This is a genomic window from Limnochorda pilosa (assembly GCF_001544015.1).
GTDB classification, from domain to species: domain Bacteria; phylum Bacillota; class Limnochordia; order Limnochordales; family Limnochordaceae; genus Limnochorda; species Limnochorda pilosa.
Genome location: NZ_AP014924.1, coordinates 1,404,160 through 1,427,611 on the forward strand (window position 1 = coordinate 1,404,160; position 23,452 = coordinate 1,427,611).

Here is a 23,452-nt window from a genome sequence, read left to right on the forward strand (position 1 = left end):
GACCATCGGGCGGGCCCCCAGAGGCCCGCCCAACACCAAAGGAGGATGCGTGGCGCATGTCGCAGACCGTTCGGTGGTGCACGGTTCGACGCCTGGGGAGCGCTGCTATTGGGCTCTCGCTGGGGCTCGTCCTCACGGCAGGGGTGCTGGCCGCTCCCGCCGGGATCTCCTTTCAACCGGTCGCCGCCCAGCAGGGGGCGGAGCTGGCGCTGCCTGACGGCTTCTCGTACCGTATTCTGGTCTCCCAGGGCGACCAGCTCCGTGACGGCAACCTCTTCGGCCGCATGCCGGACTTCACCGGCTACCTGCCCCTGGACGGCTCCCGTCTCGGCCAGCTCTGGGTGAGCCACGAGACCCGACCCGCCGGTGGCAGCGTCCTCACCGTGGGCCGGACCGCCGATGGCGCGTGGCAGGTGGTGGGCTCGGAGGCGTTCGACTTCTCCCAGGTGGGTGGCGCCTGGAACCTGTGTGCCGGCAGCGTGACCCCGTGGGAGACCATCCTGGTGGCCGAGGAGTATCCACCGGCGAAGGCCGAGGAGATCCCCTCGGGCTTGCTGGCCGATCCTGCCCGCTACGGCTGGATCGTCGAAGTGGACCTGGAGCGGGGCAGCGCCCGGAAGCTCTACGGCATGGGGCGTTTCTCCCACGAGAGCGCGATCGTCCTTCCCGACCGCAAGACCGTCTTCCTGGCCGACGACTACCGCGGCGGCATCTTCGCCAAGTTCGTGGCCGACCGTCCGGGCGACCTCACCGAGGGCCAGCTCTTCGCAGCCGACCTCCAGGGTCGCCGCTGGATCCCCGTTCCCCGCGACCGGGCGATCCTGGAGAAGGTACGCGAGTGGGCGGTGCAGAACGGCGCCACGCCCCTGGACCGGCCTGAGGACATCGCCTACGACCCGGCCGACGGCCAGGTCTACCTGGCCATCACCGGGGATAACGCGAAGGAGGGGCAGGACGCCTACGGGCAGGTGCTCCGCGTCGACCCCGAGACCCTGGACTCCGAACCCTTCGTGCTGGGCGGGCCTCAGACGGGCCTCTTCAACCCCGACAACCTCGAGTTCGACCCGCACGGCAACCTCTGGGTCTTCGAGGACAAGTACGGCGACTTCATCAACGCCCAGTACGGCAACAACCACATCTGGGTGGCCGACGCTGAGGGAGCGCTCCACCGCTTCGCCTCCATCCCCAACGGAGCCGAGGGTACCGGGCCGGCCTTCACCCCCGACGGGAAGACGCTCTTCTTCAGCGTCCAGCACCCATCGACGCCCTGGCGCTCCTCGGTGGTCGCCGTGCAGGGCTTCTGACTGGGGAGCGCCCACGCCGGGGCGCCCGCCCGGGTACGAGTTGACCGGGGGCGCCGGCGGGGATATCTTGGTGCCGGTGGCCGGGCGAGCCGGCCACCGGCTTTCGACTTCAGCGAGGGAAGGCTTCAGCATGGCGGCGATCATTGAGGTGGAGGACCTCCGCAAGACCTACCCGGGCGGGGTCGAGGCGGTACGGGGCATCGGCTTCCGGGTGGAGGAAGGGGAGGTCTTCGGCTTCCTGGGCCCCAACGGGGCAGGCAAATCGACCACGATCATGATGCTCACCACGCTGCTTCGCCCCACGGCCGGGACGCTGCGGGTGGCCGGGCTCGATCCCATTGCGCATCCGGCCCGGGTGCGGGCCGAGATCGGGTACGTCTCCCAGGACCTGGCGGTGGACGATTCCCTCACCGGGCGGGAGAACCTGCGGCTGCAGGGCGCTTTCTACCACCTGGCGCCGGCCGAGGCGCGGCGCAGGAGCGACGAGCTCCTCGACCTCGTGGGCCTTTCGGATCGGGCGGACCACCGGGTGGAGACCTACTCGGGGGGCATGCGCAAGCGGCTGGACATCGCGTGCGGCCTGATGCACCGGCCCCGCCTCCTCTTCCTGGACGAGCCCACCCTCGGTCTCGACATCCAGACCCGCCGTCAGATCTGGGCGTACGTGGGCCGCATGAAGGAGGAGTTCGGCATGACCCTCTTCCTCACGACCCACTACATGGAGGAGGCCGACGCCCTCTGCGACCGGGTGGCCATCATCGATCGGGGCGAGGTCCGGGCCATCGGCCGCCCGGCGGAGCTGAAGGCGGGCATCGGCGGCGACGTGGTGAGCCTCAGGCTCCCGGAGGTGAACGGCGCGTCCCGGGCGCCTTCCATCCTGCAAGGGTTGGAGCCGGTGCGTACCGTCCAGGCCGTGGACGGGATCCTGCAGGCGGTGGTGGACGACGGCGACGGGGCGCTGCCCTTGATCGTCCAGGCCCTCTCGGCCCAGGGGATCACACCCGCCTCCATCGCCGTGAAGAAGCCCTCCCTGGACGACGTCTACCTGGCCCACACCGGCCGGGAGCTGCGGGAGGAGAGCGGCAGCCGGGAGGAAAGCTGGCAGGCCCGGGTGCGCCTGAGGAGGATCCGTCGATGAGCGTGCTCGAGCAGCGACCGGTCGTGAGCGTCCACAGCCGGCCCGCGGCGTGGGCGTCCGATGTCTACGTCGTCTTCTGGCGGGAGATGAAGCACTTCGCCGGGCAACGGCTCCGCATCCTGATGATGCTGGTGCAGCCGGTCATCTGGCTGGTGCTGATGGGGAACGTGATGAACGGCTTCACCAGGATCCCCGCGGCCCAGGAGCTGATCGGCGCCGGCTCCTACGTGGCCTTCATGGTGCCGGGCATCGTGGTGATGACCGCGCTCTTCGCCGGGCTCTTCAGCGGCATGTCGGTGGTGTGGGACCGGCGTTTCGGCTTCCTCCAGAAAATGCTCGCGAGCCCCATCCGCCGCTCGGCCATCGCCCTGGGCAAGATGGCCGCCGCGGCCGTGCAGGGCGGCATCCAGGCCGCCGTCATCCTCGGGCTCGGGCTCCTCATGGGCGTCCGCCCAGCCACCGGCCTTCCCGGGGCCGTGACGGCGCTGGCGCTCGCGATGCTCTTCGCCCTTTCCATGGCGGGTCTCTCCCTCGCCGTGGCCGCGGCCATGCGCAGCCAGGAGGCCCTCATGGCCATCATGAACTTCCTCACCATGCCGCTCCTCTTCACCAGCGACGCGATCTTCCCCCGGGCGGCCATGCCCGGCTGGCTCGCCGGCATCGCCCGGGTCAACCCCGTGAGCTTCACGGTACGGCCCGTCCGGGAGCTGGTGCTGAGCGGGTGGGACTGGGGGGCCATTGCCGCGGGTGCAGGGGCGGTCCTTCTCTTCAGTCTGGTCATGACCGCCCTGGCCACCCGCCAGCTGGAGCGTGGGGCCGCGTGAGGGTTGAGAAGGGCTCAACCATGCGTGGGGTGAGTACCTGGCCAAGCGCCGGGAGGTGCTGAACAGCGACGCGGACCTGGTGGAGGTGAGCCGCTGCCCTCGATTCCCGTCCCACTGGACGCCGCCCGTCGCCCAATGTGAGACAGCGCCCGGCGCGTGACGGCCCGGGGAAGCCTGGCGGGTCGACCCAGGAAGAAGCCTTGCCCTAGCTCCACGCCCAGGGCGCGCAGGGCGTCCAGCTCCTGCGGCCGCTCGATGCCCTCGGCCACCACCTGGATCGACGCGGCACGGCAGGCCTCCGCCAGCCCGCGCACCAGGTGCTGGCGCGCCCGGTCCCGATCCACCCCCGTGACGAGGCTGCGGTCGATCTTGATGAAGTCCGGCCTCAGCGTGAAGATGCTGGCAAGGGCGCTGTGGCCCGCGCCCATGTCGTCGAGGGCGATTTGAAAACCCTCATCCCTGTAGTAGCCCAACGCCCGCTCCAGGTAGGCCACCTGGTCCAGCGCGACGGTCTCGGTGAGCTCCAGCACCACCTGCGACGGCTGGAGGCCCGCCTGCTGCACCCAGCGGCGGGTGAGGCCCGGTCGGTGACCCGGGTCCGCGAGGCTGAGTGGGTGCGCGTTCAGGAAGAGGTGGACCCGGGGAAGGAGGAACAGGCCCTGGGCCCGCTCGGCGAAGCGGGTGGCCGCCATGCGCCGGCAGCTGGTGTCCAGCTCCCAGAGCCTGCCTTGGCGCTGCGCCCGTGCGAAGAGGATGGCCGGGGACTCGCCTGGAGCCAGGGCCGAGCTACGCGCCAGGGCTTCGAAGCCGAAGAGCTCGCCGTCACGCAGGTGGACGATGGGCTGGAAGTGGGTATCGATCTCCGGCAGGTCATCGCCCGCCGAACATGGCAACGGCTTCTCCTGGATCGTGACGTCTCACCTCGCTTCGGGCGATGCGCCCGGGGAGGCGGAGACGGCGCCGGCCTCCGGCGGCCTGGGGAAGTCATGGATCCAGCGGGAGCTCCTCAAGCCGAGGAGCCGGTACCGAAGGGAAGCCACCCCTCGCCGGAAAGAAAGGGGTGGCCCCTGCTGCCCGTGTCCGTCCCCATCCCCCTCACTACGATCCTTCGGCATGAGAGGGCCTCCAGTTTACCAGGTCCTGGTGAAGAGCGCGTAACGAGCGGGGCGCGGAAGGGTAACGGCGCGTCGTTACCGGGAACGTAGACGGCGGAAACCTCCCGGCCCCTCGGGGCCGGGAGGCCGCGGAGGCTACCGCTGGTTCTGGCGCCGTTCCGCCTGCCGCTCGACTCGCTCGATGGCGGCCCGCACCAGCGAGCCGGCCTCGCGGGTGGTCACATCGCCCCAGTCTCCGTCCCGGAGCTTGTTGGCGAAGCCCAACTCCCGGGCCAGCTCGTACTTCAGCGCGTCCGACATGAGCCCGCGGCGACGGGCCATCGCGCGCTCACCTCCAGGCCCAGTCTGCCCCCGGCCCCGGCGGCGCCTGCCGCCAAAGCTTGACGCTCCCAGGGACCAATGGTATCATACCCACTGCTTCCCCCCGCTGCCCGCGCGGGGATGGGGGGGTTCTGTTTCATCGATTCTGTATCATCGAAGGGGAGAAGCGGTCCCCGCACGCGGGCGTGGCGAAACGGGTAAACGCGTGGGACTTAGGATCCCATGGGCCCTGCCCTTGAGGGTTCGACTCCCTCCGCCCGCACCACCGATTCGTGCACATGGAGGCCCGGCACGCGGATCGGGCCCCGTCCGCGGCCCCCCGAGCGGCCCGGGGCCCTGGACCATGAGGAGGAGCGTTGCCGGGTGAAGACCACCGTCGAGCGACTGGATCGCAGCCGCGTCAGCCTTCAGATCGAAGTCGAGCCCGAGCGGGTGGATGAAGCCCTCGAGCGGGCGTACCGCAAGGTGGTCCGGCGGGTGAACATCCCCGGCTTTCGCAAGGGGAAGGTTCCCCGTCGCATCCTGGAGCTCCGCATGGGCCGGGAGGTCCTCTACGACGACGCCATGGAGGAGCTGGTCGCGGCCGCATACGCCGAGGCCGTGAAGGACGCGGCCCTGAAACCGGTGGCCAGCCCCGACGTGGACGTGCTGGAGTTCGAGCCCGGCAAGACCATGCGCCTCAAGGCCGAAGTGGACGTGTTGCCCGAGGTGAAGCTCGGCACCTACGCCGGGCTCAAGGGCACCCGCCGCCTGCGGCCCGTGACCGAGGAGCGGGTGGAGGCGGTCTTGCAGGAGCTCCGGGAGATGCAGGCGGAGCTGGTGGAGGCCCCCTCGGAAGAGGTCCGCCCCGGCGACTACGTGTTGGTGGATTACGAGGGCGCTCTGGAGGGCCGGCCCTTCTCGGGCGGTGCGGCCAGGGGCGTCACCCTGGTGGCCGGGTCCGACGCCTCGGGTCCTGGGTTCCAGGATCAGCTGGTGGGTATGAAACGGGGCGAGACGCGGGACCTTACCGTCCAGTTCCCGGAAGAGGGCGTGCGCCAGGAGCTCGCGGGCAAGAGCGTCACCTTCCGGGTGACGGTCCACGAGATCAAGGAGAAGCGGCTTCCCGAGCTGGACGACGAGTTCGCCCGGGACGTGAGCGACAAGGAGTCCCTGGAAGAGCTGCGGGCGGACGTGCGGGCCCGCCTGGAAAAGGACGCCGCCGACGAAGCGGACCATGCCCTGAAGGATGATCTGGTGCGCCAGGTGGTGGACGTCTCGGAGGTGGAGATTCCCACCTCCATGGAAGACCACGAGCTGGATCACGTGATCCAGGAGCTCTCGGAGGAGCTGGGGCGGCAGGGCGTCACCCTGGAGCAGTACCTCGAACACCAGGGGCAGTCGGTGGACCAGCTTCGGGAGAGCTTCCGGCCCGACGCGGCTCGCCGGGTGAAGACCCGTCTGGTGCTGGAGGAGCTGGCCGAGGCGGCAGGAATCGAGGTCCGGGAGGAAGAAGTGGCTCAACGGATCGACGAGATCGTGAACCGCAGCTCCAGCCCGTCCGATGCGTTTCGCCGTTATCTGGAAGAGCCCCAGCAGAAGGAGAGCCTGCAGGCTTCGCTCCGACTCCGGAAGACCCTGGACCACCTGGCTTCGCTGGCCGAGGTGGAGACCGTCGAGGTGAAGGACGGACCTGCCGGGGCAGGTGGTTCCGAAGCCGAAGCGGGTCCGGGTGCGAGCGGCGGGCCCGCGGAGGCCGCCGCCGACTGAGGCTCAGGCCCCAAGGGGGCGCTGGATGCATCCATCCCCGCAAGGACGCAGAGCATAGACTGAACGGAGGCGACACGGCAGGATGGGTTACCTGGTGCCGATGGTGGTGGAGCAGACCAACCGGGGCGAGCGGGCGTACGACATCTACTCGCGCCTGCTGAAGGAGCGCATCATTTTCATCGGCGGGCCGATCAACGACCAGATGGCCAACCTGATCATCGCTCAGCTCCTCTTCCTGGAGTCGGAGGACCCGGAGAAGGACGTCTCCGTCTACATCAACAGCCCGGGCGGCCAAGTCTACTCGATGCTGGCCATCTACGACACCATGCAGCACGTGCGGCCGGACGTCTCCACCATCTGCTTGGGATTCGCGGCCAGTGCGGCTGCCGTTCTCCTTACGGGCGGCGCGACCGGCAAGCGTTTCGCCCTACCATACTCCCGGATCATGATCCATCAGCCCTGGGGCGGGGCTCAGGGTCAGGCCAGAGACATCGAGATCGAGGCGCGCGAGATCCTCCGCCTCAAGGCCACGGTGAACGAGATCATCGCCCACCACACGGCCGCACCGCTGGAGAAGGTGGAACGGGACACGGACCGGAACTTCTACATGTCGGCGGAAGAGGCCAAGGAGTACGGGCTTATCGACTCCGTCCTCGTCCGGGATCGCGCGAAGGGGTAGAAGTGAAGAGGTGATACCATGTTCAAGTTCGGGGACGAGAAGGGCCAGCTGAAATGCTCCTTCTGCGGCAAGGCGCAGGAGCAGGTCAAGAAGCTGATCGCCGGCCCCGGCGTCTACATCTGCGACGAGTGCATCGAGCTCTGCAACGAGATCATCGAAGAAGAGCTCAATGACGACGTCGAGGTGGAGCTGGACAGCCTCCCGCGCCCCAAGGAGATCAAGGAGATCCTGGACCAGTACGTCATCGGCCAGGAGGACGCCAAGAAGACCCTCTCCGTCGCCGTGTACAACCACTACAAGCGCATCAACTCCGGGGTCCGGGTGGACGACGTGGAGCTTCAGAAGAGCAACATCCTCATGCTGGGTCCCACCGGCTCCGGGAAGACCCTGCTCGCCCAGACCCTGGCCAAGATCCTCAACGTCCCCTTCGCCATCGCCGACGCCACCTCGCTCACTGAGGCGGGCTACGTGGGCGAGGACGTGGAGAACATCCTCTTGAAGCTTATCCAGGCGGCCGAGTACGACGTGGAGAAGGCCGAGAAGGGCATCGTCTACATCGACGAGATCGACAAGATCGCCCGCAAGTCTGAGAACCCCTCCATCACCCGCGACGTCTCGGGCGAGGGCGTGCAGCAGGCGCTCCTCAAGATCCTGGAGGGTACGGTGGCCAGCGTGCCGCCCCAGGGTGGGCGTAAGCACCCCCACCAGGAGTTCATCCAGATCGACACCACCAACATCCTCTTCATCTGCGGCGGCGCCTTCGACGGGTTGGAGAAGCTGATCGAGCGCCGGATCGGCCACCGTACCATGGGCCTCACCGCCGACGTCAAGCCGCGGGAGGAGAAGAAGATCGGCGAGCTCCTCCGCCAGATCATGCCCGAGGACCTCCTCCGGTACGGGATGATCCCCGAGTTCGTGGGCCGGGTGCCCATCATCGTCTCCCTGGACGCGCTGGACGAGGAGGCGCTGGTGCGGATCCTGGTGGAGCCGCGGAACGCCCTGGTGAAGCAGTTCGCCAAGTTCCTGGAGATGGACGGGGTGGAGCTCCACTTCGAGGAGGAGGCGCTCCAGACCATCGCCCAGAAGGCGTTGGAGCGCAAGACGGGAGCCCGCGGCCTCCGTGCCATCATGGAGGAGACGCTCATCGACGTCATGTACGAGATCCCGTCGCGCACGGACGTGAAGCGGTGCGTCATCACGGCCGGGGTGATCGAGGGCCGCGAGGCCCCGCGCCTCTACCCCGAGATCCGCAAGGCCAAGGAAGAGACGGCCTGAGGAACGCCCCAGCCCGGCAGCGCGCCCACACCAACCTCGTCACCGTGTGCCAGCCCTGAGTATGCCAGCCCTGAGGCAGAGGCTTCCAGGGCTGCCTTCTTTTCGCATGGAGCTGCACGCCCCCGGGACATACTAGCCGTACCGGCGGTCGCAGTTGACCGCCCAGGGCCGTTGTTCCGGGAGGGTCCCGCGTGGAGTGGATCAGCCTCTTGAGCCTGGTGAACCTCTTCTTCGGGGTGGTCATCGGGCTCTATTTCTGGAACCTGCTGCGCGCCCAGCAGGTCAATCGGGGAGCCATCGAACGGGAGTCGCGCCGCGAGCTGGAGAAGCTCCAGCGGATGCGGTCCATCTCGCTCACCGAGCCGCTGGCCGAGAAGACGCGGCCCGCCCGCTTCGAGGAGATCATCGGCCAGGAGGACGCGCTCACGAGCCTGCGGGCCGCCCTCTGTGGGCCCAACCCCCAGCACGTGCTGCTCTTCGGCCCCCCCGGGGTGGGGAAGACCGCCGCCGCCCGGCTGGTGCTGGAGGAAGCCAAGCGGAACCCCCGCTCGCCCTTCAAGGCCGCCGCCCGGTTCGTGGAGATCGACGCCACCACCGCCCGCTTCGACGACCGGGGGATCGCGGACCCCCTGATGGGCTCGGTCCACGACCCCATCTACCAGGGTGCGGGCCCCATGGGCATCGCCGGCATCCCGCAGCCCAAGCCCGGCGCGGTGACCAAGGCCCACGGCGGCGTGCTCTTCATCGACGAGATCGGCGAGCTCCACCCCATCCAGATGAACAAGCTCCTGAAGGTCCTGGAGGACCGGAAGGTCTTCCTGGAGAGCGCCTACTACTCCAGCGAGGACCCCAACATCCCCTCGCACGTCCACGATGTCTTCCAGCACGGACTCCCCGCCGACTTCCGCCTGGTCGGGGCCACCACCCGCATGCCCCACGAGATCCCGCCGGCCATCCGCTCCCGCTGCGTGGAGATCTTCTTCCGGGCGCTCACCCCCGACGAGGTGGCGCTCATCGCCAGGAACGCGGCCGTCCGTATCCGGTTCCAGATCGAGGAGGGCGCCCTGGAGGTCGTGCGCTCCTATGCGACCAACGGGCGCGACGCCGTCAACCTTGTTCAGATCACGGCCGGCGTGGCCGAGATGGAGGGGCGCACGGTCATCCGGCGGGCGGACGTGGAGTGGGCGGTGAACGCCGGCCAGCACTCGCCCCGGCCCCAGGTGCGGGTGGCCGCGTCGCCGCAGGTGGGCGTCGTGAACGGCCTGGCCGTCTACGGGCCCAACATGGGGACGTTGCTGGAGGTGGAGGCGGTGGCCGCCTCCGCCCGCGCCGGGAAGGGGCGCCTGACCATCACCGGCGTGATGGAGGAGGAGGAGATGGGTGCCGTGGGCATGACCCTCCGACGCCGGAGCCAGGCCCGCTCCTCGGTGGACAACGTGCTCACCGCGCTCCGCACCCACCTGGGGTTGAGACCCCAGGACTACGACATCCACGTGAACTTCCCCGGCGGCGTGCCCGTGGACGGTCCCTCGGCCGGGGTTGCCATGGTGACGGCCATCTACTCGGCCATGACCGGGGAGCCCGTGCGCCCCGGCGTGGCCATGACCGGTGAGGTGTCGGTGCGGGGGCTGGTACGCCCCGTGGGCGGTCTAGTGGCCAAGGTGGTGGCCGCCCGGCTGGCCGGGGTCCGACGGGTGATCATTCCCCGGGAAAACTGGCAGGCGATCCTCCAGGCGGAGGCGGGGGAGGAGGTGGACATCCGGCCCGTGGACCGCATCGAGGAGGTGCTGGACCTGGCCCTCCTCAACCGGTCCGACACCGCCGTCAGCGTGCCGGAGAGCCGCGGCGTGGCGGAGGCGGTGCAACCCGCCGCCGCCGAGCCCGCCCGCCGGGAGCACCGCCCTGAGCCGCCGGCTCCGGATCTGCGGCCGCCGGCTGCCTCCGTGTCCGGTTGAACCAGGCGCTGAGAAGCGCGGTGGCCAGCGCACCCGCGGCGAAGCCGGCGAAGACCGCGGCGAAACCGAACCGATCCGCCGCGGCCCCTGCGGCCAGGGACCCCAGCGCCATGGCCACCGCCTCGCCGCCGTCCAGCAGCCCCATGCCCGCGCTCCGCTCGCTCTCGGACGTGTCCCGAGCCAGGAGCCACGTGGCTCCCACCCGGGTGAAGGCGTAGACGGGGAGGGAAAAGAGGCAGGCAAGAGCGACCGGGTCCTTCCACCCGGCCATGAGCAGGTAGACGGCCGCGTACGTGACCGCTCCCGCCGGGAGGAGAACCTCGGGCCGGATCTGGTGCGAGAGCCGCCCCACGGCCCGGTAGGCCAGGATGCCCAGCACCGTCGCCACCGTGATGGAGGCCCCGTAGAGACTCTCGCCTCCCCCCAAGGGCCCCGTGAGGTAGATGCCGTACAGGGTGAAGGTGCCTTCGGACGCGACGGTGAGGAGAGCGAACGAGACCAGCGGCACCCAGACCGGGGGCCGCCGGACCAGGGAGGCCAGCGAAAGCTCGCGGCGCGCCGGGCCGGCCGGTGCGGCGGGGCAGACCTCCGGAAGCCCGACGGAGATGAGCACCACCTCCACCGCGACGAGCCCTGCCGCCAGCCCCAGGAGGATCACGAACGCGTCCGGGGACCGGCCCGCCAGGGAGATGGCGAGGCCTCCCGCCAGCCACCCCAGCGACTCCGCCTGCAGCCATCCTGCCAGGTCGCGGCCCAGGCCGCCCCGACCCGCGAAGGAGACGTAGCTCTTCGCCAGAGGCCCCAGCGCCGAGAAGAGGAGCGAGCCCACCCCCACCAGGGCTACCGAGCCCGCGGCCGAGGGGACCCATGGCAGAAGCAGCAGCACGCCCAGGTACCCGACCGCACCCGCGAGCAGGTAGGGCTTCAGCCGCCCGGTGCGGGACGAGAGCGCGCCCCAGGCACCCGCCGAGACGAAGCGCACCAGGGCCGGGATGGCCACGATCAGCGCCAGCACCGCCAGGCGTTCCTCACCGGCCCTGTGGAGCTGGATGGGCAGGTAGCCGAAGATCATCAGCTCCGCGAAGGCGCGGGCGAAGCCTGTTCCGGCCAGCGCGAGCCGGGCAGCCGGCCGAGGAGGGCTGGAGCCCGGGGAAGACGTGTGCATGCCGGTCTCCCTTTCACGGGGTCGTCGTCGGGGGATGGCGCCCGATCCTCGTTCCACAGCGACCTGACGGGATCCTGCCGCCCCGGGGCCACCCTTCGGGCCGGTCCACCCCCTTGCGCGCGGCCATCCTCGCGCCCGGCACCTGACAGCCCCATGTCATGGACAGGAGGAAGATCCCGGGGCGTCCGGAAAGAACAGGGAAGGACGCAGGGAAGGGAGCATGAGCCGATGAACCAGGAGCGCAGCGCGGGCGGAACGTCCGCGGCCTCTACGCCCGCCCGGCCCTTCGAGCCGTTCTTCGCGCACCGCCGCTACTACCCCACGGGCGCCTTCTCGCCCTCCGGCGACCGGGTGGCTTACGTCACCGACACCTCGGGCCAGTTCAACCTGTGGATCCAGCCCTGGGAGGGCGGCTGGCCCCACCAGCGGACGGCCTTCGAGGAGGAGATCGTGCGGGAGATCGCCTGGTCGCCGGTCGGGGACCGGATCGTCTTCCTCGCGGACCGGCGCGGCGACGAGTTCTGGCAGGTCTATAGCCTCGACCTGCAGGGCGGCTGGCCCCGGAAGCTGACCGACGAGCCCGGGGTCCGTCACGAGTTCGGCGGCACGGTCTTCGCCCCCGACGGCCGCGCCATCGTCTACAGTGCCAACGCCCGCGATCCGGAGCATGCCGACACGGTCCTGCTGGACCTGGCCACGGGCGAGCGGCGGGTGCTCGTGGAAGGAAGCAATGAGCGCGGGCAGGTCTATCCCGTCGCCTGGTCGCCCGACGGGCGGCAGCTCGCATGCCTGGCCTTCCGGGGGAACACCGACCAGGGCCTCCTGATCCACGACCTGGATCGCGCCGCCACCCGCGAGATCTTCCCGGCGGAAGGCCCCGTCTCCTGCTTCCCCGTGGACTGGACGGCCGACGGCCAAGGGCTGCTGGTGGTCACCGACCAGGGCCGTGAGTTCAAGGGGCTGGGGCTCCACAGGCCCGGCGGGCCCACCGGCAACCTGGAGTGGCTGGAAGCCCCTGAGTGGGACGTGGAACTGGTCTTCCTCAGCGAAGATCGAGGCGCGTTCCTGTGGGCGACGAACGAGGACGGCGCGAGCCGGCTCTTCGCCCGACGCATGCCGCAAGGACCGCTGGACGGCGCCTCCTGGCGGAGCTCGCCCCCCGTGGAGGTCCGGCTGCCCGAGGCGAGCGTGGTGCATCACGTAACCCTCTCGGCCGACGGGCAGCGTGCCATGATCCTGCTGAACCGGGCCCGCCGGCCCACCGAGGTGTACGTGGCGGACCTCTCGGCCCTGGCCACCGGCGCGGCCGCCCGGATCCAGGTCCGCCCCCTCACCGACGGCTTCATCGGCGCCATCCCCGAGGAGGAGCTGGTGGCGCCCGAGCGGGTCTCCTTCTCCACGTGGGACGGGCGCACCCTCTCCGGCTGGCTCTACCGGCCGGCCGCGGCCGGCCCGGACCACCGGGTCCCCGTGGTCCTCTCGATCCACGGAGGGCCCGAGAGCCAGGAGCGGCCCATCTACGTTCCCTTCTATCAGGTGCTCCTGGACCGAGGGATCGGCGTCTTCGCCCCCAACGTGCGGGGCTCCTCGGGCTACGGGCGCACCTTCCAGCGCCTCATCTACCGCGACTGGGGCGGCGGGGAGTTGAAGGATTTCGAGGCGTGCGCCCGCTTCCTCCAGGGCCTGGACTGGGTGGACCCGGAGCGGGTCGGCGTCTTCGGGGGCAGCTTCGGCGGCTTCGCCACCCTCTCGTGCATCTCCCGGCTACCCCGGTACTGGGCCGCGGCCGTGGACATCGTGGGCCCGAGCAACCTCGTCACCTTCGCGAAGAGCGTGCCCCCCACCTGGCGCGACTTCATGGCCCAGTGGGTGGGGGACCCCGAGAAGGACGCGGACCTCCTGCGGGAACGCTCGCCCATCACCTACGTGGAGCAGATCCGGGCGCCGCTCCTGGTGATCCAAGGCGCGAATGACCCGAGGGTGAACCGGCACGAGTCCGAGCAGATGGTGGAGCGGCTGAGGGAGCTGGGCCGAGAGGTGGAGTATCTCGTCTTCGAGGATGAGGGCCACGGCTTCACCAAGCGGGCCAACAACCTGAAGGCGTACCGGGCCACCGCCGCTTTCTTCGAAGGCAAGCTCCTGGGGGCGGCCGTGGACGCGGCTTCGTAGCCGCGTCCCGGCTGCTCCCGGGCCGTATGGCCTTCAGCGCGAGCTGGGCTGCAGCCTGCCGCCCAGCTCGCGCGAGAAGGTCACCAGGAAGGCCAGGGCCCTCCGGCTCTCGGGGCTCCGCAAGGCCGAGAGGAGCCCCAGGAGCCCGGGAACCTCGCGGTCTGAGCGCACGGCCTCCATCGAGGCGTTGAGGGCGTCGCCCAGGGCCGGAAAGACCTCGCGCCCATCCTCCATGGCGTTCTCGGCCTGGAGCGCCACCCCCACGGCCGTGCGAGCCACCCGGGCCATGAGCGTGGGCGTCATGGAATCGAGCAACGCCTTCACCAGCTGGGCCAGCTCCGCCAGGACGTCGAGGGTGCCGGAGGCGGCCAGGTCGTCCAGGTGGTCCAGGAGCCGTTCGAGGCCGGGCCCCGATTGCTGGAGGCGGCGCAGGAGCCGCTCGAGCTCCTGGGGATCCGGGCGGACATCGCCCTCCGCAGCCAGGGCCACGGCCCTGTCGTGTCCGTTTCCGATCGACATCGGTCTCCCTCCTCAGAAGTCCCTGCCCGCCATCCCCCGGGCGCCTTGAGCCCTGACCCTCCAACCGGGCCCGGGCGGCGCCGAGGGCGGCGCGCCGGCTAGAGCACGCCCCGGGCCGAGAGCCAGTAGATCTCGTTGTACGCCACCTTGAACCAGTGGAGCACCGGCGACGGCCGGGCCGGCCGGGGCGGCTGGCGGTAGTTGAAGGTGATGTAGCTGGCCGCCTCCTCGCCCGCCTCGATGAAGCAGAACACCTTGCCGTCGTACCGGAAGGGTGCCGGCTTCCCGGCCAGGTTGGCCACCAGGTTCTCGGCCACCACGTCGGCCTGGTAGTGGGCCGTGGAGCCCGCCTTGCTCACGGGCAGGTTGGTGGCGTCGCCCAGCACGTAGATGTTCGGGTGGTCCAGGGCCTGGAGCGTCTCCCGGTGGGTGGGGACGAACCCGTCCGCGTCGCCCAGCTCCGAGGTCTGGATCACCTGGGCGCCCCGGTGGGGCGGCACGGAGATGAGCAGGTCGTAGTCGTACTCGGTGCCCTCCAGGCTGCGCACCTTCTGGGTGCCGGGCTCCACCGCCTCCAGGTTGAAGAAGGTCTCGGAGCGGATGCCCCGCTCCTCGAAGAGGCCACCGACCCAGTCGGCCACCGAGGCCAGCGAGTGGAGGCGCCCGATGGGGTAGGTGTAGACCAGCTCCACCTGCTCCCGCCGTCCCAGGCGGCGGAAGTAGTCGTCCAGGGTGAGGGTCATCTCCAAGGGCGCGACGGGGCACTTGTGCGGCACGTCCACCGTGAGCAGGATGCGCCCCCGCTCGAAGGTGGCCAGCGCGTCCCGCAGGCGGAGGGCGTCCTGGCCCGTGTAGAAGCCGTGGGCTCCTTCCGCCATCCCCGGCACCGCCGACGGGGTCGGAACCGCCCCGGTCGCCAGCACTAGAAAGTCGTAGCCGATGGCCCGACCGCTCAGGGTGTGGATCCGGCCGGCGTCGGGATCGATGGCGACCGCCCGGTCCACCTCCAGTCGGACGCTGGGCAGCAGCAGGCTGCGCTGGTCCCGCTGGTAGTGGTCCAGCGGCGCCAGGCCGAAGGCCATGTAGAGGAACCCCGGCTGGTAGGTGTGCAGCGGCGACTCCACCACCTGCACCAGGTCCAGCCGGCCGGCCTCCACCTCGTGCCTCAGGCGGCGGCCCAGGAGGTTGGCCACCATGGTGCCGCCCGTGCCGCCGCCCAGAACGACCACCCGCTGCATGGCTACCGCCCCTTTCGCACCCGGATCCGCCAGTGCCCCTCTTCCTCGAAGACGCCCACCAGCTCGTGGCCGGCCTTGGCCACCCACTCGGGAACGTCCTTGGACGAGCCCCGGTCGCCCGAGAGCAGGTCCACCGTGGCGCCCACGGGCTGGGCCTTGATGGTCTTGATCAGCTCCATGAGCGGGCCGGGGCAGTAGGACCCGCGGGCATCGACCACGATCGTCTCCGGGTCGCCGGCGGGCGGGGTCGTGGTGTCCGCGGCCGCCTCGCTTGCGGCGAGACCCTGCTGGCTCCTGTCGTCGCGTTGCATCACGGACCGACCTCCCGCTAGATGGTGATCACCTGTGCCCCCTCGGACTTGCCGAAGAAGGCTGCGACGCCGATGACGTCCTCCACCAGGTCGAGGAAGTCCTCATCCCGCCAACCCATCAGGTCCGCGGCCATGGCGCAGCCGTAGACGTGGAGGTCGCCCAGATCCCGGGCATCGGCCAGCATCCGGTGGAAGAGGGGGACGTCCTTGGCCAGGAGCTCCCGGCCGACCTCGTCCACCACGAAGCGGCGCTCCTCCACCACCTGCCGCCGGAACTGGCCCAGGGCCCCCATGGAGGCGAAGACGTTCACCGTCATCCCCGAGGAGGCGGCCACGGAGGCCATCAACGCGCCGGCATGGAGCTTGCTGAGCTCGGGCGAGAGCAATACCACCGACAACTTGGGCGCGTCATCCACTTTGTATCACCCCTTCGCGTACCCTACCCGGTACCCATCTTGCTTGCTCTGGATTCATCTTAGACAGACTCCGGCGTGCGCGGCGACCTCCGCCAGGTGGGGTACCCTGCGTCCCACCTGCGCCTGCGCCGGCCCCGGGAGACGTCCACACGCCCTCGCGAGATTGCTCCACGATTCACGCGCAAGCGTGATCGCACGCATTCATGCGCCTGATTTGGTTAGGGTGTGCTAGATGGATCGGAGCATGAGGCATGCCCCGATTTTCGTCCCAGATGTCCCAGGACTAAGGCCCCGAAGGGAGCCCCCGGGAGGTGCGGTCCCGGGGGCAGGGGTGGTCGGACCAGGCTTCGGCCACCTCAGTCGTGGGGCTCGTGGCACTGCACGCAGTTCATCTGGCCCCGAGTGTTGTCCATGCCTTCCTTGCCGTGGCAGCTCATGCAGCCCGTGACGCCGGCGGGCGTGCCGTAGGCGGGCACGAAGCTGCCCGCGGCCCGGCGGTTCAGGAGCTCCACGGCGCGTGCGGCCGTGTCGCCCGTCAGCTTCGCGCAGCGCTCGGCCCGCTCCTTGGAGGTGGCGCCGAAGCCGGACGCCTGGCACCAAAGGGTCACCGAGGCGTGGCAGAGCGGCGAGCCGGCGACCGTCTGGACCTGGGTCTCGCTGAAGGCGTTGCTCTGAGGCGTGGGCAGCGGCGTCTCGGTGTACCAGCCCACCAGCTCGTTCACGACGGCCTTGTACCCCTTCTCGTCGCTCACCAGGTTGACGACGGCCGACGCTCCATTCAGGGCACCGCACAGGGTGGACCAACCCACCACGCCGCCCTCGCCGTACCGGAACATCTCGCTGGGGATGGCGGTGAAGGGGTGGCCCACCTTCTCCCGCAGCTCGCTCAGGATCGCTTCGGCCGCGCCGTACATGCAGCCGCCCCTGGAGTACGCGTCGTAGGCCTTGCGGCGCACGACCTCCGGGTCGAGGGGGACGTACGGCCACGGCCACGCCGGGATCTCGGCCGCGGTCGGGGCTGCGAGGCCCACGGCTCCCAGCAGGTGTCCCCCCACGGCGGCGCCCGCCACGAAGCCGCCGGCACCGGCGAGGAAGGCCCGGCGGGACAGGTGCTTGCGAAGGGCTCCTTCGTCGTCCATTCTCGTCACCTCCCAAGGGTCGGGGCCGGCGGCGGTAGCTGCGCGGCCCCTCTCCCATCGTAGGCGGCCGGCCCTCAGGGCGTCGAGACCCTCGGGAAAGGAAGGGACGAGGCGACCTCACTTGGGGTCGAAGGTCCCGGCGGCTCTCGGGTCCCGACCCGGCAGGCCTCAGGTCCGCGCCGGGCCGTGGGTGCGGTCCGGCGCCGGTTCCCCGTCGGATGCTTCGTTCCCGCGTCCGATCGTGCGATAATAAGGGTAGGTGAGAGGCACAGGCCCGGCCCGGAACCTATCGACGGTACGACCGGGCGACCGGGACCGCATCCTCCGGAGGTGAGCACGGTGGCCGAGTACGGGCTGCTCGAGCGGCTGGGTCCTCACGATCTGGCCTTCATCGTCCGGACCACCACCCGCCGCCGTACGGACTACGAGACGGTGGAGCGGATCGTGCGGGAGAACCCCGACTTCCTGGAGACGCTCCTGGACGACGACGCCCTCTTCCGGCGGGTGATCTCCGACGGGGAGATCCTGCTGAAGATCTCGCCCTTCCTGTACTTCACGGTGCTGATCCGGCGAGCGCACCGGGACCTGAAGCAGACGCCCTTCACCCTGGAACCGGGGCCGGCGGGAAGGCTGCCGGTCTTCGACGCCCGGGAAGCGGCGGCTTTCCTGGATGACCCGGACGTCCAGGTCTACCTGGCCGAGGCCCTCAGCTCCTTCGTGCGGACCCGGTCCTACACCATCTACGAGCGCGCGGCCCGCGGCCCCCGCCGGAAGCGGTGGAGCTTCAGCGACCTCCGCGTCTTCGACCTCCTGGATCTGGCGGACCGGACGCCCGAAGCCGCCCGGTTCCCGGTCTACAAGCGGATCGGCGACCTCTGCCTCTACCTCACGGGCATCACCCCCGACCACGTGGTCCGTCACCCCGAGTCCGGTTCGGTCCGGGGCGCGCGGGCCCTGGGCGCCGGGGGAGGGCGCCAAGACCAGGTGCTCATGAGCCTGTCGGACTACGAGGAGCTGGGCAGCCGCTTCTACCGGCTGGCGAGCCGGAGCGAGGCCGCGGCCCGGGCAGGGTACGAGGCGATCCTCGCCCTTCTGGCGGACCACTTCCCGCTGGCCCGCAAGCCGCTCAACCTCATCAGCGAGCAGTATATCGCCTGGCTCCCGGGGACGCGTCCGGCAGGGAGTCCGCCACCAGACCCGCCTGCCGCGCCAGCCTGAGCACCGACATGAAGAACTCGAGCTCCCGGGCATCCAGGGACGAGATGAGGCAGAGGAGCTCGTGGCGCTCGGGGTCCGCCAGGAGCCGCCGGAGCGCAGGCGACAGCGCCGCCTGCACGTCCGCCTGACTGCTGGCGGGCGAGAGGAGGAGGGTGCACGGGCTGCAGCGGAGCACCTCCGCCAGCCGCTCGATGGTGCGCAGGGAGGGCAGGGTCTCGCCCCGCTCGATCTGGCCGATGAGCCCCGCGGACACCTGGGCCCGCTCGGCCAGTTCCGCCTGGGTGAGCCCCCAGAAGGCCCGCAGGGCCCGCACCCGGCCCGCCAGCGCGCCGCCCCCGCCGTAGAGGCGTTCCAGGGGGATGCCCAGGGCTCCCGCCAGGCTCTCGATCACGTCCACCGAGGGCGTGATGGCCGACTCCTCCACCTGCCGCAGGAAGCGGGCCGGGAGCTCGGCCCGGCGGGCTGCTTCCTCCAGGCTCAAGCCCCGGCCGCGGCGCTCCTCCTTCAGCATCCGGCCGATGCTGGCCGGCGCGGGCGCATCCGGGTAGAAGGCGTCGGGGGCGACGCCGAGCGCCCCGGCCACCCGGTCCACCACCGTGGGCGAGGGCTGCTTCAGTCCCCGCTCCACCTCGCTCAGGTAGGAGGCCGAGGTGCCGCAGCGGGCCGCCAGTCGCTTGAGCGAGATGCCCTGCTCGATCCGGAGCCGGTTGAGGACGGCGCCATCGAACACGCGAAGGCCTCCCGTGAACGTGATCACCCTCTCTTGTTTACTTCGTGGGACCGGGTTCCGTTCCTGGTGCGGTCGCACCCGCACCGTAGCCCACGTTGTGGCACGCGTGGCAGGCATCCGAGGTTTGTTCCCCCTCGTTCTGGAGGCAGCCGGAACCCGTCGCCTGGGGGACGGGGACGCGGACGCCGTCCACCTTGCGGGTGAGGACGATGCCGTCCTCTTCGACGCGTACGTAGGGCAGCGGCTCGCCCGAGCCTGTCACCGCCACCCGGTCGCCCGCGCGGAAGGTGGGGAAGCCTTCCAACTGCTGGCGCGGGTCGACGAAGACGGCCCCGTCCGCCGCGGTGAGCTCCCGGCTCCGGATGGGCCGGCTCACGGTACCGTGGCACTCGAGGCACTGGACCTGGACCGCCTCTTCCATGGTCCGAGGCCGGTCGCCGTGGACCCCGCCTGCCTCCGGGTCGCCCATCACCTCACGCCGGGTGTGGCAATCGATGCAGTCGAGCTCCACCTCGCAGAGCGTGTATCGACTCCCGGGCAGGTAGTACTCCCGCACGCGCTCCTCCCAGGCGGCCTGGCGCTCCTCGGGAGAGAGGGGCCCCTCGGGCGTCCACGGCGTCCGGCCGGTGAACCCGTCCGGCACCGGCGGCACGATCCGATCGTCCGCCGCCAGGCGGGAGGCGGGGGTGAAGCGCATGCCGGCCAGGGAGTGAACCCCCTGGTTGTGGCACGTGTTGCACTGGGTGTAGGGGATCTGGGTGGTGAAGCGGTGCTCGCGGGGCGCGCTCGGGTCCTCGGGGGTGAGGACGTGGCAGGCGGCGCACCCCTCCGGGCGTCCGCCGGGTGGCTCCGTGCCGGGGCCAGCCTGCGTACCCGCGTGCCGGGTGCGCCTGGCCTGAGACGCCCCCCTCGAGTCGTCCTCCTGCGGGTCCGAGGAGCTCCCGGCTGCACCGGCGGTGGTACCCAGGTGGCAGGCGCTCAGGCAGCTCTCCTGGAAGGCCGGCTCCAGCGGGTGCCCGTCCAGGGGCGAGGGGAGAGCCCGCGCCGCTCCCGCGTCCGGGTCGTCCATGGGCGGGAGCCCGAAGGCCCTTCGCACCTGGGCGACCTCGCCCGCCTTGGTGGCCATGAGATGCTCCGGCACCCGCTGCGCGTGGTCGAAGTCGGGGCCTCGGGAAGCATGACACGCCCCCTCGCCCGCGCCCGAGCCGCTGCAGCCTGTGACCGCCACGTCGAGGCGGGACGGGTTCGGTCCTCCCAGGAGGCCCTGGTGGGCGAGATCCTCTTCCAGGGCCAAAGGCTCGCCGCCGTGGCAATCGCTGCACCCTACCACGCCGGGCGGATGCGACGGACTGACGGGCTCCACGTCTGGGTGGCAGGTCTCGCAGCGCTCGATCCGGCCGTCGGCCAGCACCCGCTGGAAGGGTTCGACGGGCAGGCCCACCGACCGGCGGAGTTCCTTCCAGGGCAGGTGGGCCTCCCGCAGCAGGAGGAGCGCCAGGGGGATCAGCAGCCCGACCAGGGCGATGAAGCGCCAATGGTCTTCGGGCCTCCTTGGGGCGAAGGGGCTTCGTCCGCGCCGCACGGGGGCCGCACCTCCTCTCTCCATCAGCCGAGAAGACCCAGCGCGGCGGCCACGGTGAGGAGCGCGGCAAGCCCCACGAGTCCAAGCCCCACCCAACCCGCGTCGCGCCTGAGCCACCGCTCGAGCCGCGGCAGGGCCGCCAGCACCAGAAGTCCCATGATGGGCAGCACCACCCCGGCCAGCCAGGAAGGAAGCCTTCGCAGGAGGAACTGAATCGACGCAAAGACCCAGGGCGCGTGGCCTCCGAAGGCCGGGGCCCCCGCCGGCGAAGGTGCTCCGCCGGCGGCGGGAGCGTCACCCGCCGGGTCCAGCCCGGGAATGAGGAAGATGGCCAGGAGCACCAGCACGTCCAGCGCCGCCAGGGCCGCCACCCACTCCCGGGCGGCGAGCCGGGCGAAGGGGAGGCGCGGGTGCGGGGCGGGGCGGGGGTGCTTCCTCGGTTGGGGTCGGGGCACGCTCATGCCGGTGTCGCTCCTTCCGTCGCCCGAGCTCGCAGGTTGCGGGGCCTGTCGCGAGCCTGGGGGTACGGGCGGGATCGCCCTGGGATCAGAGGCCCGAGCGGCGGTTGTCCCGCCGCACCCGGTGGAAGTGCCACCCCATGAACGCCGCCAGCAGCCCGGGAAGCAACAGGATGTGCCACAGGTAGGGCGCCAGCAGGGTGCCGGGGCCGGACGTCCCGGGCCCCAGCAGCAAGCGGGCGGCTGCGGCGCCCACAGCGCCCATCTGCCCGCCCAGGCCGAGCCCCACCGAGCGGGCCTCCAGGGAGCGGGTGTCGCCCAGGAGCAGGTAGCCGGTGAAGTCGGCCAGCACCGTCAGGAGACCCAGGCCCACGCCCACCAGCCAGTTGGCCTCCCGGGGCGGCCGGTACGCCCGCTTCAGGATCACCCGTGCCGTGTGGGCGGCCACCGCCACCACCATCCCGTTGCCCGCCCAGAAGTGGAGGGCCCGCCAGAAGCTCCCGTAGGGCGCCACCGACGTGATCTCCACCAGGCTTGCGTGGGGGCGGGCCGGGTCGTAGTGGAAGATGAGGGCCAGGCCGCTCACGACCACAGCCAGGAAGGAGAGGGCTGCCATGCCGCCCAGGCAGAAGGTGTGGCGGAAGCCACCCAGGCTCTCGGGCACGTGGCGGGGCCGAAGGTGGCCCAGGAAGCCGCGGCTGCCCCGCTCCCCTCCGGGCAGGCCGGGCGCGCCAGGGCCGGCCGGCTCGGCGATGGGGCCGGTTCGCGTGGCGGAGTTCATGCCCCTCCCTCCTCAAGCCGAAGCCGGGTCCCCGCCGGCACCGGATGCGCCGGATCCGCCCAGAGGACCCCGTCCTCTTCCCACAGGGCCGCGTGGGGCAGGGGACGGGTTGCGGGCCCGTGCACGGCGGCGCCCGATGGATCGAAGCGGCTGCCGTGGCAGGGGCATCGCCAGCCGCCTGAGGACGGGTCAGACTCAAGCGGGCAGCCCAGGTGGGTGCAGCGGCCCAGCACCGCGGCCAGGTCCCCACCCGCTTCGTGGACGATCCAGAGGGGCTGGCCGGCTACGGGAAGGCGGCTGCCGGGAGGGAAGGCGCTCGCGGGCCCGGCGCGCACCGCCGCCTGGGCCGGACCCGCCTGCCAGCTAGCGAAGCGGACGAGAGGGAGCGCGAGGAGGGAGGTGCCCAGGGCCGCACCCGCCCGCCACGCCCTGCCCAGGAAGGAGCGCCGGGTCATCCCCACCAGCCCACCCGCTGCCCGCCGTAGACCACCAGGTAGCGAAGCACCAGCCCGCCCACCAGTACCAGTGTGCCGCTGAGGGCGGGCAGCCACCGGGCCGCGGCCCGGGGCAGCCGTATGCCCCGCAGCTCGCCCCACTCGAGCGCCAGGGGTGCGGCCAGGCCCGCCAGCACCAGCCCCACCCAGAAGAGGGGGGCGAGGGGGCCGGCCAACCAGGCCGCCACCGACGCCTCCACGGGCGCAGGGCCCATCAGCCCGTAGAGGACCAGCAGCGCCACCAGGAAGATCTCGGTGGCGATGAGGGCGGCGTCCCAGCGGAGGAGCAGGTGCTTCTCCGCTTGGTTCCAGCCCCCCGCCCGTGCGGCGGGCCCGAGAGACCCAAGCGTCATCAGGGACGCCACGCCCGTGGAGACGGCCGATACCAGGAAGACAGGCGCCAGGAGCGGGCTCTGCCACAGCGGCCGCATGGCGGCGCCCAGGAGCAGGGCGGTGTAGACGGCCACCCCGAGGCCCAGGGGGATCCCCACCTGCGCCAGGCGCCTCCGCAGCCGCAGAGGCCGGGCCGGGCTCCGCGGGCGGAGTCGCTCGGGGAGCCAGAGGTAGCCGTGGGCCAAGGCCAGCAGGATGAAGAGGGTGAGCAGCCAGACACCCCACGACATGGGCGAGGCCAGCCGCCAGCGGCTGAAGAGCCAGAAGGCCGCGAAGGGCCGTCCCAGGTCCAGGAGGAGGAAGCCTGTGCCCACCGCCACGGGCCAGGGGGCCAGATACGCGCCCCAGGCGCCCAGCCGCCGGTAGGCGGCCGGGTCCCGCAGGGCGGCGGCCGCCGCGAAGACGAAGGCGCCCGCGCCGAGCCCCGCCAGGAAGAGGTAGAGGACGATCAGCCAGCCCCACTCGGGTTCGCTCGTCAT

General features: G+C 70.9%; 22 protein-coding genes, 1 tRNA gene and 1 pseudogene. 10 read left to right on the top strand and 14 right to left on the bottom strand.

The features are described from left to right. The first annotated feature begins 56 nt into the window (after positions 1 to 56). From LIP_RS06125 to LIP_RS06135, 3 genes are all read left to right on the top strand, one after another. Positions 57 to 1,304, top strand: coding sequence for a PhoX family protein (locus tag LIP_RS06125; protein ID WP_068135676.1), 1,248 nt, complete (start codon positions 57 to 59; stop codon positions 1,302 to 1,304). A 130-nt stretch (positions 1,305 to 1,434) separates the two neighbouring features. Then, complete coding sequence (locus LIP_RS06130) at positions 1,435 to 2,442, top strand: ATP-binding cassette domain-containing protein (RefSeq protein ID WP_068135679.1); 1,008 nt, start codon at positions 1,435 to 1,437, stop codon at positions 2,440 to 2,442. Further along, positions 2,439 to 3,266 carry an ABC transporter permease gene (locus LIP_RS06135; RefSeq protein WP_068135681.1) on the top strand — a complete coding sequence of 276 codons (828 nt, stop codon included), beginning with the start codon at positions 2,439 to 2,441 and terminating at the stop codon, positions 3,264 to 3,266. Before LIP_RS06130 ends, LIP_RS06135 begins: the two co-directional genes overlap by 4 nt. A gap of 14 nt (positions 3,267 to 3,280) precedes the next feature. Here LIP_RS06135 and LIP_RS06140 read toward each other — a convergent pair whose 3' ends face one another. Next, entirely contained in the window at positions 3,281 to 4,159 is an 879-nt protein-coding gene (locus LIP_RS06140) for an EAL domain-containing protein (protein WP_068135683.1), read from the bottom strand. Positions 4,160 to 4,516: 357 nt separating this feature from the next. Beyond that, positions 4,517 to 4,702, bottom strand: a complete 186-nt coding sequence (locus tag LIP_RS06145) for a small, acid-soluble spore protein, alpha/beta type (protein ID WP_068135684.1) — start codon at positions 4,700 to 4,702, stop codon at positions 4,517 to 4,519. A gap of 179 nt (positions 4,703 to 4,881) precedes the next feature. Between LIP_RS06145 and LIP_RS06150 the strand changes: the two genes are divergently transcribed. The 5 genes from LIP_RS06150 (at position 4,882) to lonB (ending at position 10,360) form a co-directional block, all read left to right on the top strand. After that, positions 4,882 to 4,967: transfer RNA gene (locus LIP_RS06150), tRNA-Leu, on the top strand. A gap of 98 nt (positions 4,968 to 5,065) precedes the next feature. Continuing rightward, complete coding sequence (gene tig, locus LIP_RS06155; RefSeq protein WP_068135687.1) at positions 5,066 to 6,451, top strand: trigger factor; 1,386 nt, start codon at positions 5,066 to 5,068, stop codon at positions 6,449 to 6,451. A gap of 82 nt (positions 6,452 to 6,533) precedes the next feature. After that, positions 6,534 to 7,130, top strand: a complete 597-nt coding sequence (clpP, locus tag LIP_RS06160) for an ATP-dependent Clp endopeptidase proteolytic subunit ClpP (protein WP_068135690.1) — start codon at positions 6,534 to 6,536, stop codon at positions 7,128 to 7,130. Between the two features lie 18 nt (positions 7,131 to 7,148). Continuing rightward, positions 7,149 to 8,405: an ATP-dependent Clp protease ATP-binding subunit ClpX gene (clpX, locus tag LIP_RS06165; protein WP_068135693.1), complete on the top strand. Its 1,257-nt coding sequence runs from the start codon at positions 7,149 to 7,151 to the stop codon at positions 8,403 to 8,405. 191 nt (positions 8,406 to 8,596) lie between these two features. After that, a complete protein-coding gene (lonB, locus tag LIP_RS06170) occupies positions 8,597 to 10,360 on the top strand; it encodes an ATP-dependent protease LonB (protein WP_068135697.1) in 1,764 nt (587 codons plus the stop codon). 61 nt (positions 10,361 to 10,421) lie between these two features. On the opposite strand, the pseudogene LIP_RS20205 reads toward lonB, so the two are convergent. After that, a pseudogene (locus tag LIP_RS20205) lies at positions 10,422 to 11,525 on the bottom strand (MFS transporter); the annotation flags it as partial. 228 nt (positions 11,526 to 11,753) lie between these two features. Here LIP_RS20205 and LIP_RS06175 point away from each other — a divergent pair. Then, positions 11,754 to 13,694, top strand: coding sequence for a S9 family peptidase (locus LIP_RS06175; RefSeq protein ID WP_068135700.1), 1,941 nt, complete (start codon positions 11,754 to 11,756; stop codon positions 13,692 to 13,694). Between the two features lie 33 nt (positions 13,695 to 13,727). On the opposite strand, the gene LIP_RS06180 is transcribed toward LIP_RS06175, so the two are convergent. The 5 genes from LIP_RS06180 to LIP_RS06200 form a co-directional block, all read right to left on the bottom strand. Further along, positions 13,728 to 14,213: a DUF1641 domain-containing protein gene (locus LIP_RS06180; protein WP_068135703.1), complete on the bottom strand. Its 486-nt coding sequence runs from the start codon at positions 14,211 to 14,213 to the stop codon at positions 13,728 to 13,730. Positions 14,214 to 14,311: 98 nt separating this feature from the next. Further along, on the bottom strand, positions 14,312 to 15,451 hold the full coding sequence (locus LIP_RS06185) for an NAD(P)/FAD-dependent oxidoreductase (RefSeq protein ID WP_068135705.1): 1,140 nt from the start codon (positions 15,449 to 15,451) through the stop codon (positions 14,312 to 14,314). A gap of 2 nt (positions 15,452 to 15,453) precedes the next feature. Beyond that, positions 15,454 to 15,672 (bottom strand): sulfurtransferase TusA family protein, encoded by a 219-nt coding sequence (locus LIP_RS06190; protein WP_407936402.1) that lies wholly within the window; start codon positions 15,670 to 15,672, stop codon positions 15,454 to 15,456. Between the two features lie 107 nt (positions 15,673 to 15,779). Next, positions 15,780 to 16,154, bottom strand: a complete 375-nt coding sequence (locus LIP_RS06195; RefSeq protein WP_231699400.1) for a DsrE/DsrF/DrsH-like family protein — start codon at positions 16,152 to 16,154, stop codon at positions 15,780 to 15,782. Positions 16,155 to 16,534: 380 nt separating this feature from the next. Continuing rightward, positions 16,535 to 17,317 (bottom strand): C-GCAxxG-C-C family protein, encoded by a 783-nt coding sequence (locus LIP_RS06200; protein WP_068135716.1) that lies wholly within the window; start codon positions 17,315 to 17,317, stop codon positions 16,535 to 16,537. A 339-nt stretch (positions 17,318 to 17,656) separates the two neighbouring features. On the opposite strand from LIP_RS06200, the gene LIP_RS06205 reads away from it, so the two are divergent. Further along, entirely contained in the window at positions 17,657 to 18,535 is an 879-nt protein-coding gene (locus tag LIP_RS06205) for a hypothetical protein (RefSeq protein ID WP_068135719.1), read from the top strand. Here the strand turns inward: LIP_RS06205 and LIP_RS06210 are convergent. From LIP_RS06210 to nrfD, 6 genes are all read right to left on the bottom strand, one after another. Further along, complete coding sequence (locus LIP_RS06210; RefSeq protein WP_068135722.1) at positions 18,453 to 19,265, bottom strand: helix-turn-helix domain-containing protein; 813 nt, start codon at positions 19,263 to 19,265, stop codon at positions 18,453 to 18,455. The genes LIP_RS06205 and LIP_RS06210 overlap by 83 nt on opposite strands. A 37-nt stretch (positions 19,266 to 19,302) precedes the next feature. After that, a complete protein-coding gene (locus LIP_RS06215) occupies positions 19,303 to 20,847 on the bottom strand; it encodes a hypothetical protein (RefSeq protein WP_068135725.1) in 1,545 nt (514 codons plus the stop codon). 23 nt (positions 20,848 to 20,870) lie between these two features. After that, positions 20,871 to 21,308, bottom strand: coding sequence for a hypothetical protein (locus LIP_RS06220; protein WP_068135728.1), 438 nt, complete (start codon positions 21,306 to 21,308; stop codon positions 20,871 to 20,873). A gap of 85 nt (positions 21,309 to 21,393) precedes the next feature. After that, positions 21,394 to 22,086 carry a cytochrome b N-terminal domain-containing protein gene (locus LIP_RS06225; RefSeq protein WP_068135731.1) on the bottom strand — a complete coding sequence of 231 codons (693 nt, stop codon included), beginning with the start codon at positions 22,084 to 22,086 and terminating at the stop codon, positions 21,394 to 21,396. Further along, positions 22,083 to 22,541, bottom strand: coding sequence for a QcrA and Rieske domain-containing protein (locus LIP_RS06230; RefSeq protein ID WP_068135735.1), 459 nt, complete (start codon positions 22,539 to 22,541; stop codon positions 22,083 to 22,085). The genes LIP_RS06225 and LIP_RS06230 overlap by 4 nt, the downstream gene beginning before the upstream one ends. Further along, on the bottom strand, positions 22,538 to 23,452 hold the full coding sequence (nrfD, locus tag LIP_RS06235) for an NrfD/PsrC family molybdoenzyme membrane anchor subunit (RefSeq protein WP_068135738.1): 915 nt from the start codon (positions 23,450 to 23,452) through the stop codon (positions 22,538 to 22,540). Before nrfD ends, LIP_RS06230 begins: the two co-directional genes overlap by 4 nt.